The organism is Aeromonas piscicola, from assembly GCF_000820005.1.
Classification (GTDB): domain Bacteria; phylum Pseudomonadota; class Gammaproteobacteria; order Enterobacterales; family Aeromonadaceae; genus Aeromonas; species Aeromonas piscicola.
In genome coordinates this window covers 1-782 of sequence record NZ_CDBL01000008.1, presented here as the reverse complement: position 1 = coordinate 782, position 782 = coordinate 1, and the positions used below count along the sequence as shown (strand labels likewise).

The window sequence follows — 782 nt, the reverse complement described above, 5'->3', positions numbered from 1 at the left end:
GCCGATGGAGGCCAGATGGGCGTGCTGCGGGCCGACGGAGGGGAAGTCGAGCCCCGCCGAGACGGAGTAGGACTCCTGAATTTGCCCCTGCTTGTCCTGCATCAGGTAGGAGTGCATGCCAAAGAAGACCCCCTTGCTGCCGTGACCGAGCGGTGCACCGTGCTCGCCACTCTCGATGCCGTGGCCACCCGGCTCGACCCCGATCAGGCGCACCTCTTTGTTGTCGATAAAGTCGGCAAACATGCCGATGGCGTTAGAACCGCCGCCGACGCAGGCGATCACCGCATCGGGCAGCCGCTCCTCTTTCTTGAAGCACTGGGCCTTGGCCTCTTCGCCGATCATCTTCTGGAACTCCCGCACGATAGTGGGGAAGGGGTGCGGACCGGCGGCGGTGCCGAGCAGATAGTGGGCGGAGTCGTAGTTGGCAGCCCAGTCACGCAGCGCCTCGTTGCAGGCATCTTTGAGGGTGGATGAGCCGGAGTGCACCGGAATCACGGTGGCCCCCATCAACTTCATGCGAAATACGTTGGGCTTCTGGCGCTCGCAATCCTTGGCACCCATATAGACCCGGCACTTGAGGCCAAGCAGGGCGCAGGCCAGTGCGGTAGCGACGCCGTGCTGACCGGCGCCGGTTTCGGCGATGATCTCGGTTTTGCCCATCCGCTTGGCCAGCAGCGCCTGACCCAGCACCTGGTTGGTCTTGTGGGCGCCGCCGTGCAGCAGGTCTTCACGCTTCAGGTAGAGGCGAGTCTTGGTGCCCTTGGTCAGATTGCGGGTCAGGG

The 782-nt window shown here is 64.1% G+C and carries 1 protein-coding gene; it reads right to left on the bottom strand.

Going from position 1 to position 782, the window contains the following annotated elements; genetic code table 11:
- Window positions 1-782, bottom strand: a 782-nt coding sequence (gene trpB / locus BN1128_RS01925) for a tryptophan synthase subunit beta (protein WP_042865913.1), incomplete at both ends; no start/stop codon positions are given.